Source organism: Cohnella hongkongensis (assembly GCF_042654645.1).
GTDB classification, from domain to species: domain Bacteria; phylum Bacillota; class Bacilli; order Paenibacillales; family Paenibacillaceae; genus Cohnella; species Cohnella hongkongensis.
In genome coordinates this window covers 145,768-171,745 of sequence record NZ_JBHSEP010000010.1, presented here as the reverse complement: position 1 = coordinate 171,745, position 25,978 = coordinate 145,768, and the positions used below count along the sequence as shown (strand labels likewise).

Annotated in this window: 25 protein-coding genes; 21 read left to right on the top strand and 4 right to left on the bottom strand. The window is 57.2% G+C overall.

Annotated elements, in window-relative coordinates; all coding sequences use genetic code 11:
* The first annotated feature begins 119 nt into the window (after window positions 1–119).
* The 11 genes from ACFO3S_RS15200 to ACFO3S_RS15150 all read left to right on the top strand — a co-directional run bounded on the left by ACFO3S_RS15200 (window position 120) and on the right by ACFO3S_RS15150 (window position 12,594).
* A complete protein-coding gene (locus ACFO3S_RS15200) occupies window positions 120–1,595 on the top strand; it encodes a S1C family serine protease (RefSeq protein WP_378097691.1) in 1,476 nt (491 codons plus the stop codon).
* 77 nt (window positions 1,596–1,672) lie between these two features.
* Complete coding sequence (locus tag ACFO3S_RS15195; protein WP_378097689.1) at window positions 1,673–2,359, top strand: response regulator transcription factor; 687 nt, start codon at window positions 1,673–1,675, stop codon at window positions 2,357–2,359.
* Window positions 2,360–2,361: 2 nt separating this feature from the next.
* Window positions 2,362–3,894: a sensor histidine kinase gene (locus ACFO3S_RS15190; protein ID WP_378097687.1), complete on the top strand. Its 1,533-nt coding sequence runs from the start codon at window positions 2,362–2,364 to the stop codon at window positions 3,892–3,894.
* A 188-nt stretch (window positions 3,895–4,082) separates the two neighbouring features.
* Window positions 4,083–5,042 carry a 4-hydroxy-3-methylbut-2-enyl diphosphate reductase gene (locus tag ACFO3S_RS15185; protein ID WP_378097685.1) on the top strand — a complete coding sequence of 320 codons (960 nt, stop codon included), beginning with the start codon at window positions 4,083–4,085 and terminating at the stop codon, window positions 5,040–5,042.
* 41 nt (window positions 5,043–5,083) lie between these two features.
* Complete coding sequence (locus ACFO3S_RS15180; RefSeq protein ID WP_378097683.1) at window positions 5,084–5,563, top strand: DUF2062 domain-containing protein; 480 nt, start codon at window positions 5,084–5,086, stop codon at window positions 5,561–5,563.
* A 199-nt stretch (window positions 5,564–5,762) separates the two neighbouring features.
* Window positions 5,763–6,824 carry a 3-deoxy-7-phosphoheptulonate synthase gene (gene aroF / locus ACFO3S_RS15175; RefSeq protein ID WP_378097681.1) on the top strand — a complete coding sequence of 354 codons (1,062 nt, stop codon included), beginning with the start codon at window positions 5,763–5,765 and terminating at the stop codon, window positions 6,822–6,824.
* A 476-nt stretch (window positions 6,825–7,300) separates the two neighbouring features.
* The gene (gene glnA, locus ACFO3S_RS15170) at window positions 7,301–8,725 is read left to right on the top strand and encodes a type I glutamate--ammonia ligase (protein WP_378097679.1); all 1,425 of its coding nucleotides are present in this window, start codon (window positions 7,301–7,303) and stop codon (window positions 8,723–8,725) included.
* Window positions 8,726–8,945: 220 nt separating this feature from the next.
* Window positions 8,946–10,034 carry a 3-phosphoserine/phosphohydroxythreonine transaminase gene (gene serC / locus ACFO3S_RS15165; protein ID WP_378097676.1) on the top strand — a complete coding sequence of 363 codons (1,089 nt, stop codon included), beginning with the start codon at window positions 8,946–8,948 and terminating at the stop codon, window positions 10,032–10,034.
* A gap of 78 nt (window positions 10,035–10,112) precedes the next feature.
* Window positions 10,113–10,574, top strand: coding sequence for a tRNA (uridine(34)/cytosine(34)/5-carboxymethylaminomethyluridine(34)-2'-O)-methyltransferase TrmL (gene trmL, locus ACFO3S_RS15160; protein WP_378097674.1), 462 nt, complete (start codon window positions 10,113–10,115; stop codon window positions 10,572–10,574).
* Between the two features lie 182 nt (window positions 10,575–10,756).
* Window positions 10,757–10,999 carry an AbrB/MazE/SpoVT family DNA-binding domain-containing protein gene (locus ACFO3S_RS15155; protein ID WP_378097671.1) on the top strand — a complete coding sequence of 81 codons (243 nt, stop codon included), beginning with the start codon at window positions 10,757–10,759 and terminating at the stop codon, window positions 10,997–10,999.
* Between the two features lie 464 nt (window positions 11,000–11,463).
* Window positions 11,464–12,594, top strand: coding sequence for an aminotransferase class I/II-fold pyridoxal phosphate-dependent enzyme (locus ACFO3S_RS15150; protein WP_378097669.1), 1,131 nt, complete (start codon window positions 11,464–11,466; stop codon window positions 12,592–12,594).
* Here ACFO3S_RS15150 and ACFO3S_RS15145 read toward each other — a convergent pair whose 3' ends face one another.
* Window positions 12,595–12,915 carry a Rieske (2Fe-2S) protein gene (locus ACFO3S_RS15145; RefSeq protein ID WP_378097666.1) on the bottom strand — a complete coding sequence of 107 codons (321 nt, stop codon included), beginning with the start codon at window positions 12,913–12,915 and terminating at the stop codon, window positions 12,595–12,597.
* Window positions 12,912–13,760, bottom strand: coding sequence for a DUF2161 domain-containing phosphodiesterase (locus ACFO3S_RS15140; protein WP_378097663.1), 849 nt, complete (start codon window positions 13,758–13,760; stop codon window positions 12,912–12,914). Before ACFO3S_RS15140 ends, ACFO3S_RS15145 begins: the two co-directional genes overlap by 4 nt.
* A gap of 175 nt (window positions 13,761–13,935) precedes the next feature.
* Between ACFO3S_RS15140 and ACFO3S_RS15135 the strand changes: the two genes are divergently transcribed.
* From ACFO3S_RS15135 to ACFO3S_RS15100, 8 genes are all read left to right on the top strand, one after another.
* The gene (locus ACFO3S_RS15135) at window positions 13,936–15,831 is read left to right on the top strand and encodes a PrkA family serine protein kinase (protein WP_378097661.1); all 1,896 of its coding nucleotides are present in this window, start codon (window positions 13,936–13,938) and stop codon (window positions 15,829–15,831) included.
* Between the two features lie 529 nt (window positions 15,832–16,360).
* Complete coding sequence (locus tag ACFO3S_RS15130; RefSeq protein ID WP_378097658.1) at window positions 16,361–17,023, top strand: hypothetical protein; 663 nt, start codon at window positions 16,361–16,363, stop codon at window positions 17,021–17,023.
* Window positions 17,013–17,537, top strand: coding sequence for an accessory gene regulator ArgB-like protein (locus ACFO3S_RS15125; RefSeq protein WP_378097655.1), 525 nt, complete (start codon window positions 17,013–17,015; stop codon window positions 17,535–17,537). Before ACFO3S_RS15130 ends, ACFO3S_RS15125 begins: the two co-directional genes overlap by 11 nt.
* A gap of 1 nt (window position 17,538) precedes the next feature.
* Window positions 17,539–17,658 carry a cyclic lactone autoinducer peptide gene (locus ACFO3S_RS15120; protein WP_378097652.1) on the top strand — a complete coding sequence of 40 codons (120 nt, stop codon included), beginning with the start codon at window positions 17,539–17,541 and terminating at the stop codon, window positions 17,656–17,658.
* A gap of 31 nt (window positions 17,659–17,689) precedes the next feature.
* A complete protein-coding gene (locus ACFO3S_RS15115; RefSeq protein ID WP_378097649.1) occupies window positions 17,690–18,076 on the top strand; it encodes a LytTR family transcriptional regulator DNA-binding domain-containing protein in 387 nt (128 codons plus the stop codon).
* Between the two features lie 217 nt (window positions 18,077–18,293).
* Complete coding sequence (locus ACFO3S_RS15110) at window positions 18,294–18,866, top strand: glutathione peroxidase (RefSeq protein ID WP_378097646.1); 573 nt, start codon at window positions 18,294–18,296, stop codon at window positions 18,864–18,866.
* Window positions 18,866–19,639, top strand: a complete 774-nt coding sequence (locus ACFO3S_RS15105) for a class I SAM-dependent methyltransferase (RefSeq protein WP_378097644.1) — start codon at window positions 18,866–18,868, stop codon at window positions 19,637–19,639. Before ACFO3S_RS15110 ends, ACFO3S_RS15105 begins: the two co-directional genes overlap by 1 nt.
* A gap of 92 nt (window positions 19,640–19,731) precedes the next feature.
* Window positions 19,732–21,078 carry an MATE family efflux transporter gene (locus ACFO3S_RS15100; RefSeq protein ID WP_378097641.1) on the top strand — a complete coding sequence of 449 codons (1,347 nt, stop codon included), beginning with the start codon at window positions 19,732–19,734 and terminating at the stop codon, window positions 21,076–21,078.
* 159 nt (window positions 21,079–21,237) lie between these two features.
* Here the strand turns inward: ACFO3S_RS15100 and ACFO3S_RS15095 are convergent, their stop codons facing one another.
* Together ACFO3S_RS15095 and ACFO3S_RS15090 are read right to left on the bottom strand one after the other, a co-directional pair.
* Window positions 21,238–22,116 carry an SDR family oxidoreductase gene (locus ACFO3S_RS15095; protein ID WP_378097638.1) on the bottom strand — a complete coding sequence of 293 codons (879 nt, stop codon included), beginning with the start codon at window positions 22,114–22,116 and terminating at the stop codon, window positions 21,238–21,240.
* A 132-nt stretch (window positions 22,117–22,248) separates the two neighbouring features.
* The gene (locus tag ACFO3S_RS15090; protein WP_378097793.1) at window positions 22,249–23,649 is read right to left on the bottom strand and encodes a SpoVR family protein; all 1,401 of its coding nucleotides are present in this window, start codon (window positions 23,647–23,649) and stop codon (window positions 22,249–22,251) included.
* A gap of 304 nt (window positions 23,650–23,953) precedes the next feature.
* Here ACFO3S_RS15090 and ACFO3S_RS27965 point away from each other — a divergent pair, with 304 nt between their 5' ends.
* Both ACFO3S_RS27965 and ACFO3S_RS15080 read left to right on the top strand, forming a co-directional pair.
* Complete coding sequence (locus ACFO3S_RS27965; RefSeq protein WP_465251403.1) at window positions 23,954–24,475, top strand: hypothetical protein; 522 nt, start codon at window positions 23,954–23,956, stop codon at window positions 24,473–24,475.
* A gap of 150 nt (window positions 24,476–24,625) precedes the next feature.
* A complete protein-coding gene (locus ACFO3S_RS15080) occupies window positions 24,626–25,879 on the top strand; it encodes an eCIS core domain-containing protein (RefSeq protein WP_378097633.1) in 1,254 nt (417 codons plus the stop codon).
* Window positions 25,880–25,978: the final 99 nt, after the last annotated feature.

Below are 25,978 nucleotides of genomic sequence, written 5' to 3'. Positions count from 1 at the left end.
TTCCGACTTTTACTTCGTCTTCATTTCGGTTTAAGATAGTTTTAAGGAAGAGGGTTTATGATACGGATACAAGATCAGAACGACGACAGCCTCTAAAGGCTGCGAAGGAGGTTATTCCTATGGAAGACGAAAACAAGAAAACGGAACAGCCGCAAGGATTCACATATGAGAAGGCAGGCGATTCGAACGGGGAGGCGCGCCGGGAAGCGGAGCCGTATACGTTCGGTCCTTTCGGCAGATCCGAGAGGTCTTACGAGGGAGAGAGCGTCAAGGAGGAATCGGTCGGCATCGTGGAAGCGGCGCCCGGGGCCAGGGAGTATCGGCCGTTCACCGTATCGGGAGGACCGGCGAAGAACGATTGGGGCGCCAAGCCTCCGCGCAGAACGTCGTTCCGCGCGATTTTCGCCTCGTTCCTGGCGGGCGTCATCGTGGTCGGCGCTTTGATGTATGCGGCCGACCGGCAAAACTGGTTTACGGGCGAGCTGTTCGGCCAATCGCCGCAAACGCAGGAAACTACGGTGAAGCCGGTCAGCAATCCGGTCGGCAACAACGAAGACGTCGTGCGGCCGAACAACATCGCCAAAATTTTCGAGCAGGCTTCTCCCGCTGTTGTAAAAGTAGAGACGTATGCGAAATCTCGCCAAGGAATGACGTGGGAGGACGAGTTTTTCCGCCAGTTTTTCGGTGACAACTATCGGGGCAATCGCAGCGGCGAGGGCGGCGGCGAGCTGCAGGAGAGCGGAATGGGCTCGGGCTTCCTGTTCGATTCGACCGGCTACATTCTGACGAATCAGCACGTCATCGACGGAGCCGACGAGATCAAGGTGACGGTCGAAGGGCACGAGGAGCCGTACACCGCCAAGCTGCTCGGCTCGAGCTCCGAGCTGGATCTGGCCGTGCTGAAGATCGAGGGCAGCGATTTCCCGACGCTGAAGCTGGGCGATTCGAGCAGCATGAACATGGGCGACTGGGTCGTCGCCATCGGGAACCCGGTCGGCTTCGAGCATACGATTACGGTCGGCGTTCTGAGCTCCAACGAACGCGAGATTACGATTCAGGACGGCAACGGAACGCGGAAGTACCAGCATTTGCTGCAGACCGACGCGTCGATTAACCCCGGCAACTCCGGCGGACCGCTTCTGAATCTGAACGGCGAAGTCATCGGCATCAACACGGCCGTCAGCACGCAGGCGCAAGGGATCGGATTCGCCATTCCGACGAGTACGATTACGGAAGTGCTGGAGAACCTCAAATCGAACACGAAAATTCCTCAGAAGCCGGTACCGTTCATCGGCGCGACGCTGATGGACGTGAACGAAGAGATCGCGCAGCAGCTCGGCATCGACAAGGACACGAAAGGCTCGTTCGTGCGCGAAGTGATCTTCAACTCCCCGGCGTATCGAGGGGATCTGCGCCAATACGACGTCATTACGGGCATGGACGGCACGGCTTACAAAAACAAAGATGAATTGATCGCGGCGATCCAGAAGAAGGAAATCGGCGCCAAGGTGACGCTCGATGTGCTTCGCGGAGAGAAGAAGCTGGAGATCTTCGTCGAGATTGGCGACAAAAACGAGTTTAACGTACAGCAGTAAAGCTTGGCCTACGAGTCGAAAGAGCGGGAAACCGAATCCGGGTATCCCGCTCTCGTTGGTAGAGGAGGAGTATCCTGGTGAGACCCCATATTACGGTGATTGACGACGACGAGAAAATTACGGCGCTGCTAAGGCGCAGTCTGGCGTTCGAGGGCTACGAGGTGACGACGGCGGCGGATGGAGAGGAAGGGCTGAGGCGGCTCGGACAGAAGCCGGCCGATCTGGTCATCCTTGACGTGATGATGCCGAAGATGGACGGCTGGGAGGTGTGCAGACGACTGCGCGAGGCGGGCATCGTCTCGCCGATTTTGCTGCTGACCGCCAAGGACGAGGTGACGGATCGGGTCAAGGGGCTCGATCTGGGCGCCGACGACTACCTGGTGAAGCCGTTCGCCCTCGAAGAGCTGATGGCCCGCGTCAGAGCGCTGCTTAGAAGACGGCCGGACAGAGCGGAGGAAGGCGGCCAATACCGCTTCGAGGATCTGGTCATGGACGTGGACGGGCGAGAGACGATGCGCGGCGATCGGCGAATCGAGCTGACGGCCAAGGAGTTCGACCTGCTGCATCTGTTCATGCAAAATCCGAAGCGCGTGCTGTCGCGCGACCTGATCATGGAAAGAATATGGGGCTACGATTACAGCGGGGAATCCAACGTGCTTGAGGTATACGTCGCGATGCTCAGGCAGAAGCTCGAGGAGAACGGGGAGAGAAGGCTGATTCAAACCGTCAGAGGAGCCGGATACGTCCTGAAGGGAGAAAGCTGAGCATGTCCATCCGGCTGCGGTTGACTTTGTGGTACTCAGGGCTGCTGGCGGTCACTTTGGTTGCTTTTAGCGTCATTATTTACGGAATCGTTCAGAACAATACGATGTCTTCGTTAAAGGATCAGTTGAGGCGCATTAGCGATGAGACTCAGGTCCGAATGACGAATCAGGGCAGAATAGGGCAAGGAGTTAATCTAAGCGGAGTGTTAAGAAGCGCGATCGATTACAACTCCTTTTTTATTCAGATCGTTAACTATACGCCGACAATCGTAGGGGTTGTCGACGACAAAACTCCGAATATGCGACCATCGGCGAATAGGCCGGAGCTTACGTTTTCGTTTCCGAGGCAAAACGAGGTTAGCTCCGATAAGTCCATTTTCGTGAAGCGCGAAGTCGAGGGAGTTCCTTTCATCGTGCTGGAAAAGCCTATCGTCTATGGCGATACCGTCGTCGGGCTGCTTCAGGTCGGAGCCTGGACGGGACGCGAAGAGCAATTGCTTCATCAGCTGCGGACGATTCTGTGGTTCGCCGGAGCGGCTGGTCTGATCGCGGCTTTCCTGCTCGGGATGTTCCTCTCCCGCAAGGCGCTGATGCCGATCAATCGCGTAACGGAAGCGGCCGAACGCATACAGAGCGGTTCCGAGCTGAGCCTGAGAATTCCGCGGGAGAAGCCGAACGACGAAATCGGCCGGCTTACTGATACGCTTAATGCCATGCTTTCGGGCGTGGAGCGCGCGTACAAAAACCTGGAGGACTCCAACGCGGCCCAGCGGCGCTTCGTCTCCGACGCGTCGCATGAGCTCCGAACGCCGCTGACGACGATCCGGGGCAACGTCGATCTGCTGGAGAAAATCTGGTCCAGCGGCGATTCAGGGCAGTCGTATCCAGACGAGGGGGAAGCGCGCGTCGTCCCGGCGACGTCTGCCCTGTCGGAGTCCGAGAAGCGGGACATGTCGCTCGAGTCGATCCGCGACATCGCCGGAGAAGCGCGCCGCATGAGCGGACTCGTTAACCATCTGCTGTCGCTGGCCAGGGCGGATGCCGGCTACGTCATGGAGATGAGCGACGTCGAGCTGCGCCCGCTCGCGGAAGAGGCAGAGAGGCGGGCGGCCTTCCTGCCGAGGAAGGCGGAATGGATGGTCGGTCCTCTCGACGCGCTTGACGGGGTCAAGGTGCGCGGCAACCGCGATTACTTGCTGCAGCTGCTGTTTATTCTGATCGAAAACGGCTTCAAGTACACGCCTTCGGGCATCGTTCGGCTTTTCGCCGCCCGGCGGGACGGAGCCGTCGGCTTGTCGGTAGCCGACACCGGCATCGGAATGGCCGAGGAAGAGGTGCCGCACATTTTCGAACGGTTTTACCGCGCCGATCTGTCTCGGGGGGAAACGTCGGGCACGGGGCTCGGGCTGTCCATCGCCAAATGGATCGCGGATATGCATCATGCCCGTATCGAAGTGAACACGAAGCGGGGAGAAGGGACGACTTTTACGGTATGGCTTCCGGTGCGGTCGAATGCGCCCGTCGAGCCGGCTTGAGGATGGGGAAGACGACCGGCGCTGCCGAATGCGGCAGCGTCCTCGGTCGTCTTCCGGCCGTTACGGGGGTGGGCTCCTTTCCCCGGTTTCCCGAATAGGCTATAATAGACGCAGAGAGTCGGATCGCCCACGACTTAAGACCAATGACAGGTCGGAACGCATTCAGGGCGAGAAAGCGGGAGCAGGCCATGCAAGTCGTGAAAATATCGCCGAGAGGCTACTGCTACGGCGTCGTCGACGCTATGGTTCTGGCGCTTCAGACGGCGAGAAATCTGGAGCTGCCGAGGCCGATTTATATATTGGGAATGATTGTGCATAATAGTCATGTTACGGAAGCGTTCAAGGACGAAGGGATCATTACGCTCGACGGGGCCAACCGTCTCGATATACTGGAACAGATCGACCGGGGCACCGTCATCTTTACGGCGCACGGCGTCTCTCCGGAGGTGCGGAAGCGGGCCAGGGAGAAGGGGCTGACTGTCGTCGACGCGACCTGTCCGGATGTAACCAAGACGCATGATCTGATCCGGGAGAAGGTCGGGGAAGGCTACGAGGTCGTCTACATCGGCAAAAAAAATCACCCCGAGCCCGAGGGCGCGATCGGGATCGCTCCCGGCCACGTGCATCTGATCGAGCGCGAGGAGGACATCGAGAAGCTGCAGCTGGATACGGAGCGGATCATCATTACGAACCAGACGACGATGTCCCAGTGGGATATCCGGCATCTGATGGCGCTGCTGCTGGCCCGATTCCCGACCGCGGAAATCCACAACGAAATCTGCCTGGCCACCCAGGTTCGCCAGGAGGCCGTCGCGAACCAGGCCGGGGAGGCTCAGCTGTGCATCGTCGTCGGCGATCCGCGCAGCAACAACTCCAACCGGCTTGCGCAGGTGTCCCAGGAGATCGCGGGCGTTCCGGCCTATCGGGTCGCGGACGTGTCCGAGATTAGGCAGGAATGGCTGCAGGGGCTCGAGCGCGTGGCCGTGACGTCGGGAGCGTCGACGCCTACCGCGCTGACGAAGGAAGTGATCGCTTATCTGGAGCAGTTCGACTCGTCGGATCCGTCGACCTGGCCGATCAAGCGGACCGTTAACCCGAACAAGCTGCTGCCCAACGTCAAGATCAAATCGGCGGAGTCGAGTCTGTAAGGGCGGCCTGTTAGCCGTCTGCGTCATGGAAGGAGCATCTTATGCGCGGGTTGCGTTCGCTTGTCCGCTGGCTGAAGTACAAGTATATCATGCTGTTGAGAGCGAAAGGCGGCCCTTCCATTGTGGCCATGGGCTTCGCGATCGGCATTGCCGTCGAGATGTTCACGCTGCCGACGCTGGGGGTCGCGTTCGTGCTGATTTTCCCGCTTTGCCTGCTGCTGCGGGGCAATCTGCCTGCTGCGCTCATCGGCTTCGTCATCGGGAAGGTGATCTATATTCCGATGATATACCCGAATTCGAAGATGGGCGGGTGGATTTTGCCGAAGCATCTCGATTTCCATCTTCCGCTCGTGCCCGAATGGGTCAACCGACTGCTGTTGACGAACCTGAAGCTGATTGTCGGAGGGATAGTCGACGGCGTCCTGCTCGGCCTGCTCTGCTACTTCCTGATCCGATACGCGCTGACGGTCTACAGCGCCAAACGCAAGGACAAGCGCAGGCTGGTTCGAGCTCACATGTAAGGTAAGTATAAGCCGCCCTATGCGGCCCTGCACCATCGCCCCAAGAAGCCGAGCGCCAACGATGCCGGTCGATTCGGGCTCGTCTTCCGAATTCGCAGGGTTGACAGGGGGCTTTTTCTATCTTATATTTACTTTAGTGCTTAAAAGCGTATAAGCGTTGAAGCGTATACGCGTTAATATGTTCAGGAGAGTGAAGGTCATGATCGTCATTACTTCCCCTCATATTCAAGAGGAGCGAATTGCAGAGATCGTCCGTTATATTGAACAGTCCGGCGTGCAGGCGCACGTGTCCCGAGGAACGGACCGCACCGTGATCGGCATTATCGGCAAAGCCGAGCCGACGCTTGCCGAACATATTCGCTCGATGAAAGGCGTGGAGAACGTCATTAAGATTTCGAAATCGTATAAGCTGGCCAGCCGGGATTTCCACCCCGACGATACGATTATCGAGGTCAAGGGCGTGAAGATCGGCGGCGACAATCTCGTCGTCATGGGCGGGCCCTGCGCGGTGGAGACGCCTGAGCAGATCGACGAGATTGCCCGCCTGGTCAAAGCGGCGGGCGGCCAAGTGCTGCGCGGCGGAGCGTTCAAGCCGCGGACCGGCCCGTACAGCTTCCAGGGCATCGGCGTGGAAGGGCTGAAGTGGATGAAGGAGGCCGGAGACAAGTACGGGCTCGTAACGATCACCGAAGTGATGGCGCCGGAGTTCGTCGACATATGCGCAGAGTATGCGGACATTATGCAGGTCGGAACGCGGAACATGCAGAACTTCGACTTGCTGCGCAAGCTGGGAACGATTCAGAACCCGGTGCTGCTGAAACGCGGCTTCAGCGCAACGTACGACGAATGGCTGAACGCCGCCGAGTATATTTTGGCGGGCGGCAATCCGAACGTCATGCTCTGTGAGCGCGGTATCCGCACGTTCGAGACGTATACCCGCAACACGTTCGATCTGACGGCGATTCCGGTTATTCAGCAGCTGTCCCATCTTCCGGTAATCGCCGACCCGAGCCATGCCACGGGCCGCCGCGAGCTGGTCGAGACGATGACGAAAGCTTCGGTAGCGGCGGGAGCGAACGGTCTGATCATCGAGATGCACACCGACCCGGACAACTCGGCGACGGGCGACGGCGTGCAGTCGCTGTTCCCGGACCAGTTCGCGAAGCTGCTGAAGGAGCTCGAACAGCTCGCTCCGCTGCTCGGGAAGAGGTTCGATACGGTGAAGGCGCCTGCGGAAGCTTTTGCCACCTGGATCAAATAAAGAGGCTGATGGCGGGAGAGAGCCGATGTATTCCGGAAATCCGGAAGCATCGGTTCTTTTTGCGTTTCCGGGAAGAGGAGGGATTGCGGCGCGGGAGGCGACGTGAGCTTTTCTGAAGGTGCGGGCTTCGTTCGGAAATAGGGAACCGCTTGCAGGCGGAAGAGAAACTGACGAGGAACGCCGAATTGTCAAGGATAACGCCAAACTTGTCTGGAATTAAAAAGCGATGTCAGCTTTTAACTGCGGAACGAGCGTAAACGCATACATGAACAGACCGGTTCAGAGGATGCGTCAGCGCTTTATTTATGAACATTTGTTGAAGTTGTGAGAATTGCTAACACCATCGCAAAAAATACCTGACATAAGTATTGACGCTCCTATAGGAGAGTTTTATAATAACTTCATAAGTTCGGTGAAAACTTGAACATTAGATCGGTTTTATGAACTTAATGTTCGGAAATGGGGAGGAAATTCAAATGTCTGTTCAACAAGTACTGGATCTTATTAAGGAAAAAAGCATCGAATTCGTAGACTTCCGCTTTGTCGATCTTGCAGGCCGCGGTCATCACATTACGCTGCCGGCTACGGAAGTAGATGCGGAGACATTCGTTAATGGCGTGGCCTTCGACGGTTCCTCCATTCACGGCTTCCGCGGAATCGAAGAATCCGATATGGTTATGATGCCGGATACCGAATCTGTATATGTGGATCCGTTCACGGCTCATTCGACTTTGATCGTTATTTGTAACATCTATACGCCGGACGGCCAGCGCTACGACCGCGATCCGCGTTCCATCGCCCACAAGGCGGAAGAATATTTGCAGAAGACGGGCGTAGGAACGGATGCGTTCTTCGCTCCCGAATCCGAGTTTTTCGTGTTCGACGACGTGCGCTACGAGTCCACGATGAACGCTTCCTCCTACTTCGTCGACTCCGAAGAAGCGGCATGGAACACGAACCGCAAAGAAGAAGGCGGCAACCTCGGGTTCAAGGTCGGCGTCAAGGGCGGGTACGTGCCGGTTGCTCCGGTCGACTCCCAACAGGACATTCGCAGCGAAATGGTTCGGCTGATGCAGGAAAGCGGCCTGCGCGTCGAGCGCCATCACCACGAGGTGGCTACGGCGGGCCAAGCGGAGATCAATTTCCGCTTCGATACGCTGACGAAAACGGCTGACAACCTTATGAAATATAAATATATCGTGCATAACGTGGCTCGCCAGTACGGCAAAGTCGCCACGTTCATGCCGAAGCCGCTCTTCGGAGACAACGGCAGCGGGATGCACGTTCACCAATCGATCTTTAACGAAGGCAATCCGCTGTTCTACGAAAAGGGCGCCTACGCGAACCTCAGCCAGCTTGCGCTGAACTATATCGGCGGCATTCTGTATCACGCCCCTGCGCTGATCGCGATTACGAACCCGTCCACGAACTCGTTCAAGCGTCTCGTCCCCGGCTACGAAGCGCCGGTTAACCTGGTTTACTCCAAGGGCAACCGTTCCGCCGCGGTTCGCATTCCGGTCGCAGCCGTCACGCCGAAGGGCTGCCGCATCGAGTTCCGTACTCCGGACTCGACCGCCAACCCTTACCTGGCCTTCTCGGCGATGCTGATGGCCGGTCTGGACGGGATCAAGCGCAAGATCGATCCGTCCGCTCTCGGCTACGGTCCTTTCGACACGAACATTTACGAGCTGTCCGACGAGCAGAAGAAAGAAATCCGCAGCGTTCCGGGCAACCTGGACGAAGCGTTGGACGCTCTGGAAGCGGACCACGATTTCTTGACGGAAGGCGGCGTCTTCTCCAAGGAGTTCATCGAGAACTACGTCGGCGTGAAGCGCGCGGAAGCGAAGGCGGTATCCATCCGCGTTCACCCGCACGAGTACAGCCTGTATTTCGACTGCTAATCTGGTCGTTCTTGCTTAAGAGAAAGCACAGTCTTCTTCCTCCGGGAATGAGGGCTGTGCTTTTAATATGTTCTAAAGACGAAGGTTTTATGATAATGGTATCGCTTTCGTTCGGAAATAAGCTGATCATTTGGTGAAATCAGACGGATAGAGGTTGCCGAGCGGCTTAAAGCTCTGATATGATAAGCCTATTATGATTCCAGACTAAGGTGGGGACGAGATGGCCAACCGCGCATACAATTTTAACGCCGGTCCGGCGGCGCTGCCGCTCGACGTGCTTCAAAACGCGCAGAAGCAGTTTGTCGAATACGGGGACAGCGGCATGTCCCTGATGGAGATGTCTCATCGGGGAGCGATCTACGAGAAGGTCCATTACGAGACGGAATCGCTGCTGCGCGAGCTGCTCGGAGTTCCGGAAGGCTACAAGGTGCTGTTCGTTCAAGGCGGAGCCAGCACGCAGTTCGCCATGGTGCCGATGAACCTGCTTCGAGCGGGCCAGACGGCGGCTTACGTGGCTACGGGCAGTTGGGCGAAAAAAGCGATCGAGGAGGCGAAGCTGTTCGGAGAGGTGGCGATTGCCGCTTCGTCGGAAGCCGACGCCTACAAGCGCGTTCCTTCCGCCGAAGAGCTGAAGCTGCCGGATCATGCGGCTTATGTGCATCTGACGTCCAACGAAACGATTGAAGGAACGCAGTGGTCGGAATTCCCGGATACGGGCAGCGTGCCGCTGGTCGGAGATATGTCGAGCGACATTCTATGCCGCCCGATCGACGTGTCGAAGTTCGGACTGATCTACGCCGGCGCGCAGAAAAACCTCGGTCCTTCCGGCGTCACGATCGTTCTTATCCGAGAGGACTTGATCGTCAAGCCCGAAGGCGCCGTTCCGACGATGCTCCGCTATTCGACCCATGCCAAAGCGGACTCTCTCTACAATACGCCTCCCACGTTCGCCATCTACATGGCGGGAGAAGTGCTGAAGTGGGTGAAGGCTAACGGAGGAGCCACCGGGATGGAAGCTCGCAATCGCGAGAAAGCGGCGCTTCTGTACGACAGGATCGACTCCAGCGAAGGCTTCTACCGCGGATTCGCGGAAGCCGGAAGCCGTTCGCTGATGAACGTGACCTTCCGTCTGGCGTCCGAGGAGCTGGAGAAGCAATTCGTCAAGGAGTCCGAAGCTCAAGGCTTTATCGGATTGAAGGGGCATCGCAGCGTCGGCGGCTTGCGGGCTTCGATCTACAACGCCGTCCCGCTCGAAAGCGTGCAAGCTCTGGCGAGCTTTATGCGCGATTTTCAAAACCGCAACGGGTAATCGTTGGCATACGGGCGACGGAAATAGCGGCGTTAAGCCGCTATTTCGATTTTTCCGCGAGAAGGAGCAACGGAGAGAATGCCTTTTCACATTGTGCTCGTAAATCCGGAAATTCCGGCCAATACGGGCAATATTGCCAGAACGTGCGCGGCGACCGGCACCCATCTGCACCTGGTGCGGCCGCTCGGCTTTTCGACCGACGATAAGGTGCTGAAGAGAGCGGGGCTGGATTACTGGCACTCCGTTCATATCACCTATTACGACTCGTTCGAAGAAGTCAAGGAGGCCCATTCCGGGGCGGCGTTTTATTTCGCCAGCACGCGCGCGACGAAGCGGTATACCGACTTCGAATTTCGCGAAGGCGACTTTTTCGTATTCGGACGGGAGACGAAGGGGCTGCCGCAGGAGATGCTGGACGCCCATGCCGAGACGTGCATGCGAATCCCGATGACGGACAAGGTTCGGTCGCTGAATCTGGCCAATTCGGCGGCGATTGTCGTGTTCGAGGCGCTGCGGCAGAACGATTTCCCGTTGACTTGAGCTTCTATTTCGACATGATTCCCGTATTTTCGATGTAAATTGTCGAAAATTGCATAATTCTAAGCAAATTGGATATGGGGAAGGGAAAAGGCACTGCGTATCGAACCGTATAGAGTGGTCTAAAGAGGCTAAAGGGTTTCGAGACAACCAGCTAGATTAGCGTATGAAATGGAGGAACTGCATTGAAACCTGCAGGCGTAGTTCGTAAAGTCGATCAATTAGGAAGAATTGTTCTTCCGAAATCGTTGCGCAAACGGTACCAGATGAATGAAGGGGATCCCGTAGAGATATTGGTTCAAGGCGATCATATCATTTTGGAACGTTATCGGCCCCGGTGCGTGTTCTGCTCCTCGATGGAATCCGTCGGAGAGTTCAAGGAGCGGTACGTGTGCGCCGCATGCGTGAAAGACATGCACGGGCTGTAAAATAACCGGCGCAAAAAAACCGTCCTTAGGGACGGTTTTTCGCTTTCGCAAGCATAAACGGCTTACGCCGTCCTTGGGACCGGCGGGATAACGTTTACGTCGGAGACGACTCAGACAAGGCAAAACCGGAACCTTGCGGTCCCGGTCTTGTCGGCGGCTATTTCAGAGGCCTTTGGTTTTATCATCGTTATACGCGGCTGTCAGAATCGAGACGACGAACAAAGCCATGACAAGAACGACGATCCAGAATTTGTGGGACATTCCGAATAAGATCACCTGTTGTGCCGCTTCGCCTGCTGTCGAAAGGAACATATCCTACACCTCCGATTAACTACCCTTTATTATAACCAACCCTCACCGAAAAGAAAACGCAAAAAGTTGTGAACAAAACCGAAGAGTTGATGAACTTCCGTCTCCGGGCATATACATGAACCGTGGCCAACATCGAGGGGGAGGGAATCGGCTTGAGTTCGATCATCAATTGGATGGGCGGATGGCCTAAGGAAGGACTCGTTTCCTCGTCGGATTGGGAGGAGCGCGTGGAAGCCGCAGCGGCGGCGATGGCCGCGGAGGAGCCGGAGACGGGGCGGCGCAAGCCGGGCAGCCGGGAAGAGGAGCTGAAGAGCCGGTTGTCGGCAAGCCTGCTGCACGGGAAGACCGGAGGGGCCGGCAGCCGCGTTCGGCTTACGAAAGGGGCGGACGGCGCGCTGAACTGGATCATCGGCGCGGCGCTGCAGCCCGGAGACGTCGTATTGACCGAACGGCTGACGTCCCGGACGTCGCTGCAGGCGTTCCGGAAAGCCGGTATCCGGGTGGAAGCGGTCGAAGGAGACCGCAGGGGGATGAACCCGGAAGCGCTGACGAACGCCCTGTTCCGGTATCGTCCGAAAATGGTCTATATCGCGCCCTCCTGCACGGAGCCGGAAGGCGCCAGGTGGAACGACGAATATAGAGCGGCCGTCTTCCATCGCTGCCAGGAGGCCGGCGTGCTGCTCGTTACCGACGACAGGCAGGAGATGCTGATCTACGAGCGGGAAGAGAGCGCGCCTCCGAAGCGGCTGGACGCCGGCGTGCTGTCCATCGGCCAGCTCCCTCCGGGGCTGATCGCGGGATCGCGCATCGGATGGATCGCGGGAACGGCGGACGTCTTTCATCGCCCGTCTCCGGCGGACGGAGAGCATGTCCTCAAGTACGCGCTCGGTCCGATCGAACAGCGGGCGCTGGCGAAGCTTATCTCGGAGCAGCCGCTGGAGCCGCTCATCGACATGCTTCGGGTTCAATGCCGGGAACGCAAGAGAAAAATGACGGAGGAGCTGTCCCGGCAAGGGATAGAGGATCTGACATGGGCGGAGCCGAGCGGCGGGCTTCATCTCTGGCTCGTTCTGCCTTCCGGCCTGGACGGGGAAGCGCTGCTTCGGGGCGCCTGGCTGAAGGGGGTCATTTTTCAGCCCGGAGCGCCGTTCTATGCGAAGGACCCGAAGCCGAACACGATCCGGCTTACGCATGCCTTTGCCGACGAGCGTCAGATCAGGCAAGGGGTGGCGAGACTGGCGGAGAGCATTGGGGAGTTTACGGGACGATGGTCCCGCTACTGATTATTCATAACATGGCTCGCCGACCGCATAGAGACGTCCGCTTCTCTCAATCACCTTGCGATACGGCAATCGATGATCGGGGTCGTTCAGACAGACCCCGGTTTCTCCGTCGAACGTCCAGAAGTGCAGCGGACAGAAGAAGATGCCCTCATGCGGACGGACGTCGCCTCCTGCATGAGGACAAACCGCCATCAGCAGCCGGTACTCCTCGCCGGAGCCTCGGACAAGCCAGTAAGGAGCCCCGTCGACCGTCACCTCGGCCGGCAGCCCGGGGTACGATGCCGGAGGGCCGAGGTCAATCGCATCGCGCTCTTCGTTCATCCGTTCCCGGCTCCTTCCGCACGCTCCGCCGACGGATTGTCCGCATAAGCGCCGGCCCACGGGAACTGCCGGGCCCATACTTGAACGACATGCGCATAGTCGGCTAAAGCCGCGTCTCCGGCCGGCGCCAGCTCGTACAGGCCTTTGCGAATGCGCCGGAACCAGCCGTAGACGTTCTCCCTCAGCATGGAGCCCGCATTCGGACAGCCCGTCCAGTCCCGGACTTGGCGCGGCGCGGAAGGCCCATGGCAGGCGAGCGCCAGCGCGCACTGAATCGCTCTCTCCCTGTAAGCCGTCACAAGCTTTCGCTTCGCGCTCCCCCCGACATTATAATCGCCGCTGCGGGCGTTGAACTCCTTCAAGAGCTTCCCGGCCTTCGCGGCGCTCCTTCTCGTCGGCTGCAGGGCGTATGCGGCGGCGGATTCCGCCGCCGCAGGGAGACCGAGAGCCGCTCCTGCGCGGGTCTCCGCCGGCTCGCACCAGACGTCGATAACCGGCGGCTTCGTCCGGTAGAAGGTCACGGTCATCAAGCCCAGATTCAACCGGCGGCACAGCTGGGCAATCTCGCCGAACCTCTGATTGTGCGCCCCTTTTTTGACCCGGTTTCTCTCCACTGCGAGCCAGACGGACGCGCCGGTCTTCTGACGGTCGATTCCTTGCAGCAGCAGAGCCAGCGTGAACGTCTTCTTCATCTCCACGATCGTCGCGACCGGATCGTTCTGCCGCTCGTCCGGCCTGTACGCGACGAGATCGCAGCCGCGGATTTCCGATTTGACTTCGTATCCCCGGGAGACGAAGAACTTTTTGACCGGCGGATACAGCTCGGTTTCCAGTTTGACGGCCAAGACGAAATCCTCCTTCCGATTGGGCGAAGAGCAGGTTGGAATAACGCCATTATAGCATACGGAGAACGGGGGAAATGGCCATGACAGCGAATGTCAGGTCAAATTCGTCCCCCCACCCGCATAAGAATAGATTACGTCAAGTTTAGAGCAGAGAAAGCTGCGAGGAGGAAGCGGCATGGATATCTTCAGTCGGATCTCAGAGTATCGGGCCGAGAGTGAGAAATTAAGCTGGTCGGGGACTTTTCGGGATTATATCGACATACTTCGCCGCGACAATTCTCCGGCGATGACCGCTCACGCCCGGGTTTACGATATGATCGTGTCCCATGGGGTGGAAGAGTCGGGCGGAAGCAAAAAATACAAGTTTTTTAACTCCGAGATTTTCGGATTGGACCGGACGATGGAGAAGCTGGTGGAGGAGTATTTCCACTCGGCGGCCAGAAGGCTGGACGTGCGAAAGCGGATTTTGCTGCTTATGGGCCCCGTCAGCGGGGGCAAATCGACGATTGTCACCCTGCTTAAGAAAGGGCTCGAACAGTATTCCAGAACGCCGAGGGGGGCCGTCTACGCGATTAAGGGCTGTCCGATGCAGGAGGACCCTCTGCACCTGATTCCCGACGAGCTTCGTCCGGAGATCGAGAAGGAGCTGGGCGTGCGGATTGAAGGCGATCTGTGCCCGTCGTGCCAGATGAGGCTGAAGACGGAATTCGGCAACGACATCGAGACGGTGCCGATCGAGCGCGTGCTGATCTCGGAGAAAAACCGCGTCGGCATCGGGACGTTCAGTCCCTCCGATCCGAAGTCTCAGGACATTGCCGATCTGACGGGAAGCATCGATTTCTCGACGATTACCGAATACGGCTCGGAGTCGGACCCGAGAGCGTACCGTTTCGACGGAGAGCTGAACAAGGCGAACAGAGGGCTGATGGAATTCCAGGAGATGCTCAAGTGCGACGAGAAATTTCTGTGGAATCTGCTCTCGCTGACGCAGGAGGGCAATTTCAAGGCCGGCCGGTTCGCGCTCATCAGCGCGGACGAGATGATTATCGCTCACACGAACGAATCGGAGTACAAGGCGTTCATCGCCAACAAGAAGAACGAAGCGCTGCAGTCGCGCATGATCGTCATGCCGATTCCGTACAATCTGAAAGTGTCCGAGGAAGAGAAGATTTATACGAAGCTGATCGGCCAGTCCGACATGAGCCACATCCATATTGCGCCCCATGCGCTGCGGGCCGCCGCAATCTTCTCGATTATGACGCGGCTTAAGGAATCGAAGAAGCAAGGAATGGATCTGGTCAAAAAAATGCGAATGTACGACGGGGAAGAAGTGGAGGGCTACAAGGAAGCCGATCTGAAGGAGATGCAGAACGAGTTCAGCGAGGAGGGCATGTCCGGCATCGATCCGCGCTACGTGATCAACCGGATCTCCAGCGCGCTCATTAAGCACGACCTGCCGTGCATTAACGCGCTGGATGTTCTGCGCGCGCTCAAGGACGGCCTCGACCAGCATCCTTCGATCACGAAGGAAGAGCGGGAGAAGTATTTGAACTACATCTCCGTCGCCCGCAAGGAGTTCGACAACCTGGCGAAGAAGGAGATCCAGAAGGCGTTCGTCTATTCGTTCGAGGAGTCCGCCCGAACGCTGTTCGAGAACTATCTCGACAACATCGAGGCCTACTGCAACTGGTCGAAGATCAAAGATCCGCTCACCGGCGAAGAGATGGACCCGGACGAGAGGCTGATGCGTTCCATCGAGGAACAGATCGGCGTGTCGGAGAATGCGAAGAAGGCGTTCCGCGAAGAAATTCTCATCCGCCTGTCGGCCTATTCCCGGAAGGGCAAGAAGTTCGACTACAGCATGCACGACCGGCTGCGCGAGGCGATTGAGAAGAAGCTGTTCACGGATCTCAAGGATATTGTGAAAATTACGACCTCGACGAAAACGCCCGACGAGAGCCAGCTTAAACGCATTAACGAGGTGACGAAGCGGCTCATCGACGAGCATCAATACTGCCCGGTGTGCGCCAACGAGCTGCTGCGGTACGTCGGCAGCCTGCTGAACCGCTGAAGCGGGCGTCCGGCGAACCGCCAGCCGTTCGGGCGGGGCGGGGGCGGCCGAAGAAGCGGAACAGCGACAGGCTTCGCGGCCGCCGATTCCGGACTAACGGCTCGGCTTGAGCGTCCGGATCGGCTTTATAACCGATCGACTCGGGATCTTCGTAGGCGATGAAGGTTCCGGTCGTTTTTTTTGTGCGGCCGGGGGACCTTGGCCGCGCCGCTCATGGCGGCCTCGCCGTCCCGAATGCCGGAGAAGGCGTAGTTCAAATGGCCGATCCCCCGACCTGGCGAATCGGGACAAGCCGCTGTCCGGATCGTTCGATGCGATGGCGGCCGGAGCATCAGCCTGATCAACCTATTTTCCGGGCCGGGAGAATTCTCGTAAATGCTGAAATTTGCGGTTGGGATGAACGGTCAGGGAGCGAATGACGACAAATTATGCTTCCGGAACGAGGACTGGATAAAAAAACAAGTAATTATGCGCCATAATTTGATAGAATAGGACTAGGTCATATTACTTGATTTGTTGGAGGCGCTTCATGTTATTCGCGAAGTTTATTTTGGCATCAACGATTGAATTTCTGTTCTTTTTCATTTTTACCATGAAGCTTTTCAGATTCAGCGTGAAGGACAACATTTTGCGGTTTGCCGTCGTGTCGTTTATTCTGGCCTTTGTTTCCAATACGCTGCAGGTAGAGTCGCTGCAACCGATATCGGCGTTGATTAACGTCTTTCTCTTCCTATTCCTGACGACCATTATTTTACGGGTAAGATTGCTGCATTCTACCATTATGGTGGTCATCTCCTTTGTCGTTTTTTCGCTGGTCCAATGGCTGCTTATCAACATTTTCATTAAATATCGCGTATTTTCCGAAGTGCTTCCGTACACGGATAACGGCTTTGTCGTCCAGCTCGCGACCGCGTTGGTGCTCGGCATCGTCTCCGTGTTCGTCCATCTGAGCAACGGCGGCTTCAGCTATATCGAATCCAGCAGCCGGTTTTACAAGCAATCGCTGAAGGGCAACAAGCTGTTCTATCTCTTTCTGCTGCTGGCGATTATCGTGATCGCTCTCGTTAACGGGCTCTATTTGTCTGCCGTCTACTTGCCCTATTACGTGTACATTGTCACCGTTACAATTCTAGTAATTCTGGTCATACTTATTTATTTTTCCGTGAGGAAGGATGGTCAAGGTGATCAATAAGCTTTCCAACGAAATTGCCGGCTATCTCAAAAAACAGGAACCAGAAAATACGCCAAGTATTGCAGTTATGGCCTATTCTTTGTATATTATATTACATGCAGGTATTACCATATTTTTAATTCTTATCGTGTCGTTGTTTTTGGACACCTTTGTCGTTACGGCGTACACCTTGCTCTATTTCATCGTTCTCCGGTTTTTTGCCGGCGGCTACCATCTGCACTCGTCGAAGATTTGTACGGTTCTGTCCGTTCTGCTCATTTGCGCGGCGCCGTTGATTCGTCTTCCGGAAGAGTGGCTGCCTTACCTCATCGCATTGAATTTGCTGTTCGTCCTGATCTATGCACCGAGAAATATAAAAGGATATGCGAGAATTCCGGAGAAGTATTATCCTTATATGAAGCTGGTGTCGCTGGCGATCGTCGCCGGTAATTTCTACTGGATGGACGCTTCTCTAATTATGGTTTCATTGTTTCACGCCATATTGCTTATACCTAAACAAGAAGGAGGGAAGTAGAATGAAGAAGAAAATCATCGTATCCTTGTCCAAAGGGCTCGGATTGATGGCCGTACTGTTCGTCAGCACGGCTTGCGTATGGGTGCTGCACAGACCGGCTGTGCCCGAAGAGCTGAAGTAGTCTTGAGCTTCATACGAATGGAGGGGTGATCATGTCGTACATAGCGCTTCTTGACTCGGAGGGAAATCCCGTCAAGGTCGATCCTGCGGACGTTCTTCTCATTCGCCCGACACCGGACGGGCCGGTATTCCAGACTAAGGATGCTATGTATTATTACCCCACCACGCTCGAAGAGCTGATGATCGTATTGAAGGATGTCGGCTTCGAACGCTTGGACAGAACGAACATCGTTAATTTGAATCTTGTTGAGGCTTTTGATCCAAAGGCTCGAAAGGTTTACTTTGAGCAGCCCTGGAGTAGTGACAGCAAATTTGCTACTGTGTCTGAGGCGAATGTAAGCAAGGTACAGCATCTGGCCAAAGAAGACAGCACGAAGTACAAGACGTTTCCAAAGCCATCGTTGTTCTGGAAGAAGTAAACTGTATCGCTGCAAGGAAACAAAAGCCAAACCCTCGCGGTTTGGTTTTTTACGTTGCAGACAGGTCCCGGTCGGCAAGGTCTCCGTTCCGGAGGTGCGGCAGACATAAGAAAGTTTTATTCGAATAAACTATCAATATTATATTTTTTATATATTAGACCAATAGTTGACTCCGTATTATCGTTAGATTAACGAAACGAAATCGGAGGGAACTCGGATGTCCATTTACGATTTTCAAGTTCACGCGATAAACGGCACTCCCGTTAACATGTCCGTATACCGGGGAAAAGTGCTTCTGATCGTCAACACGGCCAGCAGATGCAGCTATTCCCGCCAATTCCCCGAGCTTCAGAAGCTGTACGTCAAACACAGGGAGCGGGGGTTTGAAGTGCTTGCGTTCCCCTGCAACCAGTTTAACGGGAAGGAGCCGGGAAGCGACGCGGAGGTGCGCGAGTATTGCGGAACGAGCTTCGGAGTTACGTTTGCCCTGTTCGGGAAAACGGAGGTCCGGGGCCCGAACGCCCATCCCTTGTTTCCGTTTCTGACCGAACGGGCGCCGTTCCGGGGGTTCGATGCCGGCTCTCCGGAAGGGCTTCGGATGAGCGTCTTTTTGCAGGAAAAATACCCCGAACTGTATGCCGGAGATGAGATCAAGTGGAACTTCACGAAATTCGTGATCGATCGTAGCGGCGAGGTGCGGGGGAGATACGAAACGACGACGCCGGTTGCGGAAATCGAGCCGGAGCTGGAGCCGCTGCTTAAACCGTTCGAGACAGGGAGAGCGTTCTGATGGAGAAGATCCGGCAAAAGATCCATTGGCAGGCGGACGGGTACGATGAAGCCATGAGCTTCGTTTCCCGCTATGGAGAGGATCTGGTGGAATGGCTGAGCCCGGCCGAAGGGGAGAAGATTCTCGACTTCGGATGCGGTACGGGGGACTTGGCGGCGCGGATTGCGGCGGCGGGAGCAGAGGTGCACGGAATCGATATTTCCCCGGAAATGGTCGAACGAGCGCGAACGAAGTACCCGCAGCTATCGTTCCGCTGCGTGAACGGAATGGACTGGGCCGCAGATTTCCGGTACGACGCCGTCTTCAGCAATGCGGCGCTGCATTGGATGACCGACCCAGAAGCCGCCATCCGCGGCCTCTTGTCGGGACTCGAACGAGGAGGAAGGCTGGTGGCGGAGTTCGGCGGCAGCGGAAACGTACAGACGATCGTGTCCGCCGTTCGACAGGCGATGCGGGAGGCAGGAGCCGAGGACCGCTTCGTCATGCCCTGGTATTTTCCGACGGTGGGCCAATATGCCTCCTTGCTGGAGCGGCACGGAATGGAGGTGCGGACGGCGATTTTGCTGGACCGGCCGACGCGGCTGGCCAACGGGGAGGCTGGAATGACCAATTGGCTCCAGATGTTCGGTACGGCGATGTTCCCGGACGCCGAGCCTGCGGAGGCCGAGCGATGGATCGCCGATGCGGCGAAGCTGCTGGAGGGGACGCTCTTCGACGGAGCCGTCTGGACGGCGGACTACTGCAGATTGCGTCTGATCGCGTTCAAAATTTAACGAAGAAATAACATTTTCCATCTTGACTAGATTTGCGTTCTCCGGCAGAATGGTGAAATTGAATTCATTCTATTCGAAGAAGGTTTAACTTCATGAAGCTGCTTAAGAGCTGGTACGGGATTCTCCTGCTGGCGCTCCCATCTTTGTTCGCATTTGCGACCCAAACGCTGACGGGCACGATCAATTTGATTCTGGTCGGGGACCTCGGCTACGTGGTCATTGCCGTTGTCGGCGTATCCAATATTATTATGTACAACGTATTCGCGATTTTCTCGGGAATCGGTCATTCGATCAATTACCTCGTCGCGCAAAATTTCGGAGCGGGAGAAATGCGCAAGGGCATGCAGCGCATGTACCTGGCGCTCGTCGTCAGTCTCGGCGTGGCGCTGCTGATCGCGCTTGCCGGCTGGCTTGCCAGCGGGGCCGTGCTGCGGCTGACCGGCGGCTCGGCCGAGCTTGTCGCCACCGGAGGCGAATACTTGGAGCTGCGCTTCTACGCCATGGCGTTCGGCATCATCAGCTTCGTATTCCACGGCTTCTTCCGGGGAGTCGGGGACACCCGCACCTCGATGATCGTGTCCATCATCGCGAACGTGCTGATGGTCGGCCTGACGTACGGCCTGACGTACGGGCATTGGGGCTTGCCCGACATGGGCATCATCGGAGCCGGCTATGCGCTGCTGATCGGCGAAGCGGTGCAGTTGGCGGTCTGTCTGCTCGTCTTCTGGGGCCCGATGCATAAGCGGTACCAGACGAGAAAGCTGCAAAACCCGGACTGGAAGGAGCTCAAGCTGATTTCTCAAGAGAGCGGCAAGCTGGGATTGCAGGAGTTCTCGATGAGCGTCTCGATGTACATCTTTACGATGTTCGTCCTTACGCTTGGGGATTTGGCGGCAGCCGCCAACGAGGTGGCGCTCAGCGTGATGTCGTTCGGCTTTATGCCCGCATTCGCGTTCGGTTCGACGGCGACGATTCTCGTCGGCCAAGGCATCGGGGAAGGCCGGCCGGACAGGGCGAAGAAGGCCGGTACGAACACGGCTGTGCTGGGAGCGATTTTCCTTATATTGCTCGGCACGGCGGAGTTGATCTGGGCCGTTCCGATCGCCAGGATGTACAGCACCGATCCCGGCGTCTACGAGCTGGCCGCGCACCTGATTCAAGTGTCGGCGTACTTGCAAATCTTCGACGGCTTCTACAATTTCTATGCCGGCGGACTGCGGGGCATCGGAGACACGACGTTCCTGATGAGAGCCTCGTTCGTGCTGAGCCTGTTCATGTTCGTCCCGCTGACCTACTTGTTCGTCACCGTATTCGAATGGGGAAGCATGGGCGCGTGGCTGGCGCTCTATTCCTTCCTTGTCGCGCTGGGGCTCACCGTGATGATCCGCTATTACCGAACGGACTTCAGCTCGGTGAAGCTGAAGGTCGCCCACGGTTAACAAACGGGAAGAAGCTGCTCGGACCTCACGGCCGGGCAGCTTCTTTTTCTTGGTGATTCAGAAAGTATAAAATTCGTTATCCTTATCTGAATCACCTCCGACATAAACGTTATCCCGCCGGTCCCAAGGACCGCGTAAGCCGTTTATGCTTGCACGCTTCTATCCGTTCACGATTTCTCCGCCGTTGACGTGCAGCACCTGGCCCGCCACATAGGAGGAGTCCTCGCTGGCCAGATAGACGTAAGCCGGAGCCAGCTCATCCGGCTGGCCGGCGCGCTTCATCGGCGTATCGGCTCCGAATTGCGCGACCTGCTGGGCGTCGAATGTCGACGGGATGAGCGGCGTCCAGACCGGGCCGGGCGCTACGGCGTTCACGCGGATGCCTTGTCCGACGACGTTCTGGGAGAGCGCTCGAGTGAAGGAGACGATCGCTCCTTTGGTCGCGGAGTAATCGAGCAGGTTCGGGCTTCCGCGATAAGCGGTAATCGAAGCGGTGTTAATAATCGAAGAGCCCGAAGACAGGTGCGGCATCGCCGCCTGCGTCAGGTAAAACATGGCGAACACGTTCGTCCGGAACGTCCGCTCGAGCTGCTCCGGGGTAATCTGCTCGATCTTGCTCTGTGGATGCTGCTCGGCGGCGTTGTTAACGAGTATGTCCAAGCGGCCGAGCGAGCCGACCGCCTGCTCCACCGCTTGCTGGCAGAAAGCCGGATCGCCGATATCTCCCTTGATCAACAGGCAGCGTCTTCCTTCGGCTTCCACCTGACGCTTCGTCTCTTCGGCATCGGCGTCCTCGTTCAGATACAGGACGGCGACGTCGGCGCCTTCCTTGGCGTAGACGATGGACACCGCCCGCCCGATGCCGCTGTCTCCGCCGGTGACGAGCGCGGCTTTGCCTGTCAGCTTGCCGGCCGGCTTGTAGACCGGGGACTCGGACTCCGGCTTCGGGTTCATGTTCTGCTCGATGCCGGGCTGTGCGTTCTGATGCTGCGGCGGGAAGGAGGTCGGACGCCGGGGCGTTGCGGTCGTAGAGGTCATAGCTTGAATCACTCCTTTGGCAGATGGTTGCGACAGAAGTAGATTGAGCCATTTTCCCCATTTTTACACCTGTGGGCCGTCCCCTCGACATATTCGCGTCCGCGGAGCGCGTGCCGCTGCGGCGGTACTGCGTTACAGGCTGCGCCGGTTCGTCTTCTTGCCGTCGCAGGAGAACAGCACCTTCTTGTCGTCGAACACCGTCTCCAGATGCACGGGCTTGCCCCAGAGCGCAACAAGGTAGGGAAGCGTCCGTTCCACATACTTCAAGTCAAGCTCCGTGCCCTCGTAACGGTGCGTCACATACAGCTCGCCGCCCCGCTGATAGTCCGCATCCGTGACCTCGAGATAAGGGAAGCCTCCGTTGACGCGGGAGAATACCAGCTGATCCCGGACCTGCTCCCAGCCCTTGTCGGTAATTTTCCACTCCTGCCCCTTCTTCTCGAAAATATACAGGTCGAGCTCTTCCGTCAGCTCTTTCGTCAAGTAGTTGCGCAGGAAGGAAGCGTCGGAATCGAGCTCGCGGACCTCGAATATTTTCTCTCGGCCGAACCTTTTCTCGATATCCTCGAATATTTTCAGCCCCAAATAGTACGGATTAAGCGAATGTCTGGAGGGCTGCACGACGGCTGAATTGAGCTTGGCGTATTCGACCGTCTCCTCGCTCGTCAGCGGGAGCTCCCGCATGATTCTCTGGTGCCAGTACGAGGCCCAGCCTTCGTTCATGATTTTCGTCTCGATCTGCGGCCAGAAGTAGAGCATTTCCTCGCGGATAATGCTCATAATATCTCGCTGCCAATCTTCAAGCGCGGGAGAGAACTGTTGGACGAACCAGACGAGATCCTTCTCCGGATGGACCGGAAAGCGCTTCGGATCGCCGCCGCCGTCTCCGCGATCCTGGTCCTGGCCGTCCGCTTCGTAACTCTCCAGATCCCACAGGTCGTCGTAAGGGGAGGAGGGGCGACTGGGGCGCTCCTTCTTCTCCCGCCGCCGCTGCGTCTCCATATAGTGCTTCCGGTCGAGGCCGTAAGGCTTGCGAATGACCGGATCGACATGCTCCTGGATCGCCATGACCGCATCGAGGAAGCGTTCGACCTCCGCTGCCCCGAATTCGAGCTCATATCCGCTGATGCGCTCTGCGGCGGCGGACATGCTCTCGACCATATTGCGGTTGGAAGCGGAGAAACGGGCGTTGTTCTTGAAAAAGTCGCAGTGTGCGAGAACGTGGGCGACGATCAGCTTGTTCTGCACCAGGGAGTTGCCGTCCAGCAGAAAGGCGTAGCAGGGATTGGAGTTGATGACGAGCTCGTAGATTTTGCTAAGGCCGAGGTCGTATTGCATCTTCATTCGATTAAAGGTTTTGCCGAAGCTCCAGTGGCTGAAGCGCGTCGGCATTCCGTAAGCGCCGAACGTATAGATGATATCCGCGGGACAAATCTCGTATCTCATCGGATAGAAGTCGAGCCCGAACCGCTCCGCGATTTCCGTAATGTCCGCGATAGCCGCCTCCAGCGCGAGCCGTTCCTGATCACGCATCATCGTTAAGCCAAGCCCCCTGTCCTGAACAAAAATTCCACCACCCTATGTATATGTGGGGACTTCGGAGAGTGTGCCTGGAACGTTAAGGGCCGATGTCGGAACCGGGGGCAAGGCCGGACGGGGATGCCGGCATTCCGCGAATGGGCCGCGGCGTTCGGCTAAGGCATCTGTCAGGGGGTATAACAAGCGAGCAATAAATCCCCCCTAGAGGGAATAGAACGGACGTTGTCCGCTAAATTATACTAAAAAATGTTAAGTTTCGTCCTCGTTCGATAGACTCCAAAGAAGGGAAATAGAAATAATGAAAAAGACGATTCTGTACGCGTTGGCCCTGCTCGTGCTCCTGCAGGCTTTCTCCTTATGGCCGTATGAAAGGGAAGCCCGCGCGGCGTGCGATCCGGCGGGAGACGGTTCGAAGGAATGCCCGTTCATCGTAACGGATGCCGACGGATTGTCCGCTATCCGCTTCAATATGGGCGCGCATTACCGGCTGGGGGCCGATATCGATCTGGCCGGATACGATTTCGACGGAGACGGGCCGGATAACGGCGGATGGATGCCGATCGGCGCCATCGGCGATTCGTCCAGCAATCCGTTCACCGGATCGCTGGACGGAAACGGGGGGCGGCTGCTGCAGCGGCCCGGGCGGCGAATGCGGGACTGGTCTCCGGTATGCCGGACGGCACGTTCGCCCCGCAGGACCGGGTCAACAGGGCCCAGGCGGCCGTGCTGCTGGCGCGGTTCCTCCGGCACGTCGGCTTTATCGAAGATTAGCGGCGGCGCCGGCGCGGATCGGATCTGCGGCGGTACGCGGCCGGATTGAACGCCGGACTGCGACACTTTCTTTTCACGGAAGGGGATTGGAATGAAGAAGCATTCTTCTCCGAACTCCCGCTCCTCTGCGGGCCCCGCCTGGGCTTCGCGGCTTCCGAGGGGAACGGCGCCAGCGCAGCGGACTGAGGGGGACGCCATCTTGAAGGCGCGCCACGGCGCGGATCCATGGCTGCAGCTGCAGCAATCGATCGGCAATCGCGCCGTCTCCCAGCTTCTCGAATCCCAAGCGGGGACGGCTTCGTCCGGCGCAGGCGGCGCCGGACTGCCGGAGGACTTGAAGGCGGGACTGGAAGGCTTGTCGGGCATGGATCTGTCCGACGTGCGCGTGCATTACAATTCCGACAAGCCAGCCCGCATCCATGCTCTGGCTTATACGCAGGGAAGCGAGATTCATATCGCTCCCGGACAGGAGCGGCATTTGCCGCATGAAGGCTGGCACGCGGTGCAGCAAAAGCAAGGCAGAGTCCGGGCGACGACGCAGGCGATGGGGAGGCCGGTGAACGACAGCGGCGCACTGGAACGGGAAGCGGACGGGATGGGAGAGCGGGCCGCGCGCCATTCGGCGGCTCCCTCAACCGAAGGGATCCGGCCCGAACCGGCGGCGAACGGCCCGGCAGGCTCCGCCGAAGCGCCGATTCAGGGCGTGTTCCAGTTAAATCGGCGGTATCGGCCTTACACCAGCGGGATCAAGGCGAAGATGTGGGAAGAGGATAGCCGTTCCGTGACCCGAATTGGTGGGCAGGAGCTAATGGAAGATCTGGACAAGATGGTTTATTTGGTCAAGGAGATTATCCCGAAAGAGGATGTATCGCTCCTTAATATGCAGCCCCATGTGAGTTCCTACGCGATTCTTCATGAAGAGCAATCCGGAGCGAGCTTCATCATCGCTTCCGATCAGGACGATTTGTTCGTGCTTGTCGAAGGGGACGGAGAGGGCGAGGGGCAGATCGGCCCTGCTCAGCAAAACGGATTCATCGGTCTGCCCATAGCTACGGCCAGTTCATGGGAAAAGCAAAAGACGAAAACGGGGTGTTGGTTTGCCGCGACAGCCGCTCTATGCGGCAGAACGCAGGACGAATTAATGAACCGTCTGGGATGGGGCAAGGACAGTCTCTATACGATACTAACGACTGAAATGGTGAGTTTAGGCCAACTCATCGGGGTTAACCTGGTCGAAGTGAAGAAAGAAGACCTGACGCCCCTCTATATCCGCCAGAAACTGGAGGGCGGCAAACCGCTTATCATTTCCATACCCAATCACATGGAGGTTCTGTTCTTCATCACTCAGGATAACCAACGAGTAGGCATCTGGGATCCGTCGGACGAATCGATAAGGACACAGACGTACGAGGAGACGATGCTTCAATGTCGTACCGCTTTTCATTTGGGCTGAGTCGGTAGGGGACGACAAATTGAACACCCGGTACGTCGCTCAACTCCTTGCGGAGGCGAGCGGCGTTTTTGTTTTGCGCCGAAGAGGTTGCGTTTGCCT